The 5,851-nt window shown below is 35.7% G+C and carries 8 protein-coding genes; 7 read left to right on the top strand and 1 reads right to left on the bottom strand.

Annotated features, from left to right (window positions below):
- Positions 1–861: MATE family efflux transporter (locus PHF25_08445; protein MDD4528045.1), on the bottom strand; the 861-nt coding region annotated here is incomplete at its 3' end.
- A gap of 137 nt (positions 862–998) precedes the next feature.
- Between PHF25_08445 and PHF25_08440 the strand changes: the two genes are divergently transcribed.
- The 7 genes from PHF25_08440 (at position 999) to bioA (ending at position 5,714) form a co-directional block, all read left to right on the top strand.
- Positions 999–1,631: a hypothetical protein gene (locus PHF25_08440; GenBank protein ID MDD4528044.1), complete on the top strand. Its 633-nt coding sequence runs from the start codon at positions 999–1,001 to the stop codon at positions 1,629–1,631.
- Positions 1,631–1,870: a hypothetical protein gene (locus PHF25_08435; protein ID MDD4528043.1), complete on the top strand. Its 240-nt coding sequence runs from the start codon at positions 1,631–1,633 to the stop codon at positions 1,868–1,870. Before PHF25_08440 ends, PHF25_08435 begins: the two co-directional genes overlap by 1 nt.
- A complete protein-coding gene (gene dtd, locus PHF25_08430) occupies positions 1,871–2,314 on the top strand; it encodes a D-aminoacyl-tRNA deacylase (protein ID MDD4528042.1) in 444 nt (147 codons plus the stop codon).
- Positions 2,311–3,177 carry a tRNA (adenosine(37)-N6)-dimethylallyltransferase MiaA gene (miaA, locus tag PHF25_08425; GenBank protein ID MDD4528041.1) on the top strand — a complete coding sequence of 289 codons (867 nt, stop codon included), beginning with the start codon at positions 2,311–2,313 and terminating at the stop codon, positions 3,175–3,177. The genes dtd and miaA overlap by 4 nt, the downstream gene beginning before the upstream one ends.
- Positions 3,178–3,364: 187 nt before the next feature.
- Complete coding sequence (locus PHF25_08420) at positions 3,365–3,778, top strand: secondary thiamine-phosphate synthase enzyme YjbQ (protein ID MDD4528040.1); 414 nt, start codon at positions 3,365–3,367, stop codon at positions 3,776–3,778.
- Between the two features lie 9 nt (positions 3,779–3,787).
- Positions 3,788–4,438: a dethiobiotin synthase gene (bioD, locus tag PHF25_08415; GenBank protein ID MDD4528039.1), complete on the top strand. Its 651-nt coding sequence runs from the start codon at positions 3,788–3,790 to the stop codon at positions 4,436–4,438.
- Complete coding sequence (gene bioA / locus PHF25_08410) at positions 4,428–5,714, top strand: adenosylmethionine--8-amino-7-oxononanoate transaminase (GenBank protein ID MDD4528038.1); 1,287 nt, start codon at positions 4,428–4,430, stop codon at positions 5,712–5,714. The genes bioD and bioA overlap by 11 nt, the downstream gene beginning before the upstream one ends.
- Positions 5,715–5,851 lie beyond the last annotated feature (137 nt).

Here is a 5,851-nt window from a genome sequence, read left to right as displayed (position 1 = left end):
CATCACAAACATTTGAATACGATTGATGATTCCATATACTGCAATGTACATCTCTCCGCCGTAATACCTTAGCGAGTTTTGAATAACGATAGCTAAAATTATAAACGTTACCTGTCTAACAAAGTCGGATGAACCAAGTGCTAATATTTCGTAAATAGATTTTTTATTAGCAACAAAATGTTCAGGTCTTAAGTTTAAAGAAGTTTTTTTGGTAAAAAAATAATGTAACACAAAAACAAGGCCAAAGAGTTGAGAAATAACAGTAGCTATTGCAGCTCCTTTTACTCCTAAGTTAAATCCAAAAATAAAAATAGGGTCAAGGATTATATTCATTCCCAGAGAAAGTATCATTGTTATCATTGCAGTTTTTGCGTTTCCTTCTGATCGGATTATGTTGTTGGCAACAACCGTAAAAGCAAAGAAAGGCGAGCCAAGAAGAATAATTGAGAGATAGTCGCTGGCATAAGGCATTATGCTAGTGGTTGCCCCAAAAGCAATTAAAATGGGGCATAAAAAGATAAATGCTAGGATGGAGATAACGGTGCTAAGCACAATTATTAAGGTAAAAGCATTTCCGGCTGCCAGATAAGCCTTTTCTGAATTTTTTTCACCCAGACTTTTTGAAATTACTGCTGCGGCACCTCCGGCAACTAGAAAGCTGATTCCCATTATGAGCATTTGCATGGGGAGAGCAACTGTTAAACCAGCGATTGCCAAAGTTCCAACTCCTTGCCCAAGATAGATAGTATCGACGATGTTGTATAAGGAGTTAGCAAGCATGCCAATAATTGCAGGCGCTGCCATTTTCATTAGAAGTTTTTTTATAGGCATTTCGCCAAGAGCTTTTTGGTGTTTTTCCATTCGGTACAGTATAAAGGTAAAAGCCAAATTGGAAAATCGGAAAGGTTGCAACTTTTTCATATCTAGCTAGTCTATACAGACATTTAATTATTTTTTTGTTATATTTGATATAGTTATATTACAAGTGGAGGTTTTTTGTGGCTGATGAGCAAGAAATAAGTTTAGCAAACGGTCTTTTTTCGAGATTTATGAACGTCTTTGATGTTAAAGAGTATGAGTATGCCAAAGAATATTTGTATTTTAGATTTAATGCTTATGGTCATTTGTTGCAAATAAAATTGCTTAAGGCAGGGAGCTTGAAAGATTTAATAATAGAAACGGAAGATGTTCTTAGATTATATAATGACGTGTTGAACAGCCTTGGTATAAGAGGTATTGAAAAATTTTCCAAAGAAATAAAAGAAAAGTTTGGGTTTATTAGCGCTGACTTTAACGCTATTTCTTATTTGTATAAGGAGAAAACAGACGCTTATAAGAATGTTATTAGCAGGATCTTTTTTCTTGCAGAAACTAGTTCTCTCAAGATTGAGGTTAGTGCAGACATGAAGCATATAAGCATAAATTTAAAGAGTTTAGACATAATGCCAAGTCAATTTATAAAAGAGTTTGCAAGCTCTTATCAAAAGTTGTCTGTAGATTTATATGAATTGCATAAAGAAATAATGGATATTATAAAGGATGAAAACATGAGTCATAATGCAATCGAACACTTTGTTTTTACTAAAGGAGTTAGAGGAAATGAAGATGGTTATAAAAGGGGGAATATATAATGGTTGATATATCCGGCGTTCCATTAAGAAGGTTAGATTCTATAAGTAAGAAAAAAACAGAGGGCTCTTCTGTGAATAGTTCAATTAATTTAGAAGATGGTATTTTTCCGGTTCTAGCTTTAAATGAGAAGGAAGGTAGAGACGAGCAAGAAGGAAAAAATAAACAAGATGAACTTGGTCAGTTTCTAAGAGGCATTAAAGATCCTTCGGAGAATGAAATAGCTATTGAGGACATCTAGATGCTCATTGTTGTTCAAAGAGTAACTAAATCTAAAGTGTTAGTGGATTCATCAATAGTAGGCGAGATAGAAAAAGGTTTAAATATTCTTCTTGGTGTCTTTAAAGGTGACACTCTTGAAGACGCACAGAAGCTTATTGATAAGTTAGTTGATTTGAGAATCTTTAATGACGAACAAGGGAAAATGAATCTTTCTGTTAAGGATGTTAATGGAAGTGCACTTGTTATTTCCCAGTTTACGTTGGTAGGTTCGGTGAAGAAGGGCAGGCGGCCTTCTTTTGATTTAGCAGAAGAACCAGCAAAAGCAAAAAAACTGTATGCAGACTTTTGTTTAGAACTATCAGGACACATTCCAGTTGAGCAAGGTGTTTTTGCGTCTGATATGCAAGTAGAAATTCATAATGATGGACCTGTTACTTTTATCTTGGATTCAAAACAGTTATGAAAAAGATACCTGTTATTATCGGGGCTACCTCTGTAGGTAAGACCAATTATTCTATTGGTTTTGCTTTAGAAAATAATTTAGAAATTATTTCTGCTGATTCAATGCAGGTATATAAACAAATGAATATTGGCACTGCTAAACCAACCAAGGAAGAAATGGGTGGAATTAATCACCACTTAATGGACATTATAAATCCAGATGAAGAATGGAATTTATTTAAGTTTGTGAAGCAAGCCAGACAGCTATTGTTTGCAACAGAAAAAAACTATCTTGTTGTTGGTGGAACAGGTTTGTATATAAAAGCACTCATTAATAATTATGGTGCTCCAGAATCATTGCCTGATGAAATTCTTCGTTCAAAGTATTTAGCAATATCTTCAGAGAAGGGTGTAGAGGCGCTGCATAATTTACTTAAGGGTGTTGATGCTGTGTCTGCGGAGAAGATTAAGCCTAGAGATGAGTTTAGAATTATCCGGGCATTAGAAGTATATGAACAAACAGGGATACCTTTTTCACAACAGAAAAATATGGATACGTCTTTTGCGGATAAATTTAGGTTAATTTGCTTAGATATGGATCGAGCCTTATTGTATAAACGAATAGGCGAGCGTGTCGATAAAATGGTAGAGAAGGGATTGTTTACAGAAGTCCAAATGCTTTTGGACAAAGGATACAGTAAAGAGCTCACTTCCATGCAGGCATTAGGTTATAAGGAAGTAATAATGCATTTTGAAGGTTTATTAAGTAAGGCTGATTGCCTTGAGCTAATAAAAAAGAAAACTAGAAATTTCGCCAAAAGACAGCTTACTTGGTATCGAAGTTTCCCTAATGTTGAGTGGATCACCCTTCCATCTCAGCTATAGCTGAGCCACCTTCTCAGCCTCACCAACGTAATCAATTAGAATTTCTTAACAAAATTTAGTATCGTTGCCTCTCCTAAAAGAGAGGCTTATTTGCTTTATTTTTACATAGAAAATAAAAAGGGAAGGACTTAATGAAATGAGAAGCGAGACAGTCCGTGTTGATAACTTCTATGATATAATCCATATTATGAAATTTCATACAGAATATTTAACAGTTAATACAACAAAAATTAGAGAATATATCAATATTACTAATGATGTAGACAGGGCTTTAATCAAAAGTGGGATTAAGGAGGGAATGATTCTTGTCTCTGCAATGCATATTAATGCTGGCGTTTATGTTAACGATGCGGAAAGTGGACTTATTCAGGACATTGATGCTTGGTTAGAAAAATTAGCTCCATTTAATCCTGATTATAATCATCATTGGACTGGTGAAACAAACGGGGATGCACATTTGAAAAGTATACTAGTTCATCACGAGGTGATAGTTCCTGTAACAAAGGGTAAATTGGATTTTGGCCCATGGCAACAGGTTTATTATGCTGAGTTTGATGGACAAAGACCTAAGCGAATAATTATAAAAGTTATGGGAGAGTAATTTCCAATAATGAGTAGCTATTTTGTAACAGGCACAGACACTAATGCTGGCAAAACCATTATCACCACTGCTCTTGTGAAGTTGTTACGTTCTCGGTCTATGAATGTTGTTCCTTTTAAACCAGTGCAGACAGGCGGAATAGCTGATACCGAGTTTTCACTAAAAAATAATAGTATCTTTAGCGATCCTAAAGAGTTTTATTCTTATTCATTTAAAACAGCATGTTCGCCCCATCTGGCTTCAGAGCTAGAAAATGTCCAAATTTCTATAGAAAAAATAGTTGAGGATTTTAACGTTTTAGTTGCGAAATATGAAAACGTTATTGTTGAGGGCGCGGGCGGAGTAATGGTTCCACTAGGAAACGGGCTGTATATTTTAGATCTTATTATAAAACTAGATTTACCAGTTATTTTAGTTGTTGCTAATAAGCTTGGGGCAATAAATCAAGCATTGCTCACAATTGATAAGCTCGATAGTGTCGGTTGCGCTCCTGAGTTACTAGTTTTTAATGATTTGGGAATAGAAGAGGAGGAGATTTTAACCAATAATGTTAAGGCAGTTATGGCAGTATCTGGCATTAGGAGTGTTAGAATTCCTTTTATGCTTAATCTTAATTTTGATAAAGTAGTTCAGATTTTAGGAGATAGTTTTGGATATTGATTTTGATCGGAAGCATATTTGGCATCCTTATACTTCAATGCTTGATCCTTCACCTGTTTATCCAGTAGTTAGTGCTGAAGGGTGTGAGATAATTCTTGAGGATGGAACTCGGTTGATAGATGGCATCTCTTCTTGGTGGTGTGTAATTCACGGTTACAATCATCCTGAACTAAATGAAGCTTTAATGGCACAAAGAACTTCTGTCTCTCATGTAATGTTTGGTGGGTTTACTCATCAACCAGCTATAACTTTAGCAAAGAAATTATTGGAGATAGCTCCAGTAGGACTTAATAAAGTATTTTTTTCAGATTCTGGTTCTGTCTCTGTGGAAGTAGCAATAAAAATGTCTATCCAATTTTGGCAAGCGCAAGGTAAACCAGAAAAAAAGCAATTAATTACTATTAGGGGAGGGTATCATGGAGACACGATTGGTGCCATGTCTGTATGTGACCCTATTTCAGGGATGCATAGTGTGTTTAAAGGTGTTGTTTCAGAACAGATTTTCTCTGAGCGCCCCAAGTGTGGGTTTGAAAAGAGCTGGAATGATAACTTTATACATGACCTAGAGGTCAAACTAGAGAGACATCATCAAGATTTGGCTGCACTTATCCTTGAGCCAGTTGCGCAATGTGCAGGTGGTATGTGGTTTTATGCTCCTCTGTATTTGAGAAGAGCAAAGGAACTCTGTGAGCAATATGATATTTTATTAATTGTAGATGAGGTAGCAACTGGGTTTGGTCGTACTGGTAAGATGTTTGCTTGTGAGTGGGCGGGGATAACTCCTGACATTATGTGTGTTGGCAAGGGGCTGACTGGGGGATACATGTCTTTGGCGGCAACGTTAACTACAGATAAAGTAGCAATTGGTGTCTCTACACTAATGCATGGGCCGACGTTTATGGCCAACCCCTTGGCTTGCAGCGTAGCTATCAAAAGTGTAGAGCTTTTACACAAGATGGATTGGCAGAAAAAGGTTTTCAATATCGAAAAGATACTCAGGGTTGGTTTATCTCCCTTGGCTTTAAATAATGCAGTCAAAGATGTTAGATTTTTAGGTGCTATTGGAGTAGTGGAAACGAAAGAAGCTATTGATGTAGCCTTATTTCAAAAAAAAGCTGTTGAGATGGGCGTTTGGTTGAGACCATTTGGTAATTTAATTTATGTAATGCCAGCATATGTGATAAGTGAAGAACAACTTAAGACAATTATTAATGTTATTGGTCAGTTGGTTTGTTGCCAAGATATTTTTAAAAAAACCAGCAAATCTTTTGTTTAAGGGTGAAATTTTTTTGTGTGTATACCTAAACATGGTATCCCTGATTTAAGGGTAAAAAAGCTGCTTAGCATGGGCAAGGAATATTTCAAAAAGATAATAGAAATAAAAAGGAGACTAGATAAAAAGAGTTAAATGGG

The sequence above is a fragment of the Candidatus Margulisiibacteriota bacterium genome, from assembly GCA_028706105.1.
Classification (GTDB): domain Bacteria; phylum Margulisbacteria; class Riflemargulisbacteria; order GWF2-35-9; family DYQY01; genus DYQY01.
The sequence above is the reverse complement of the archived record's forward strand: the minus strand, read 5'-3'. Positions and strand labels throughout refer to the sequence as shown.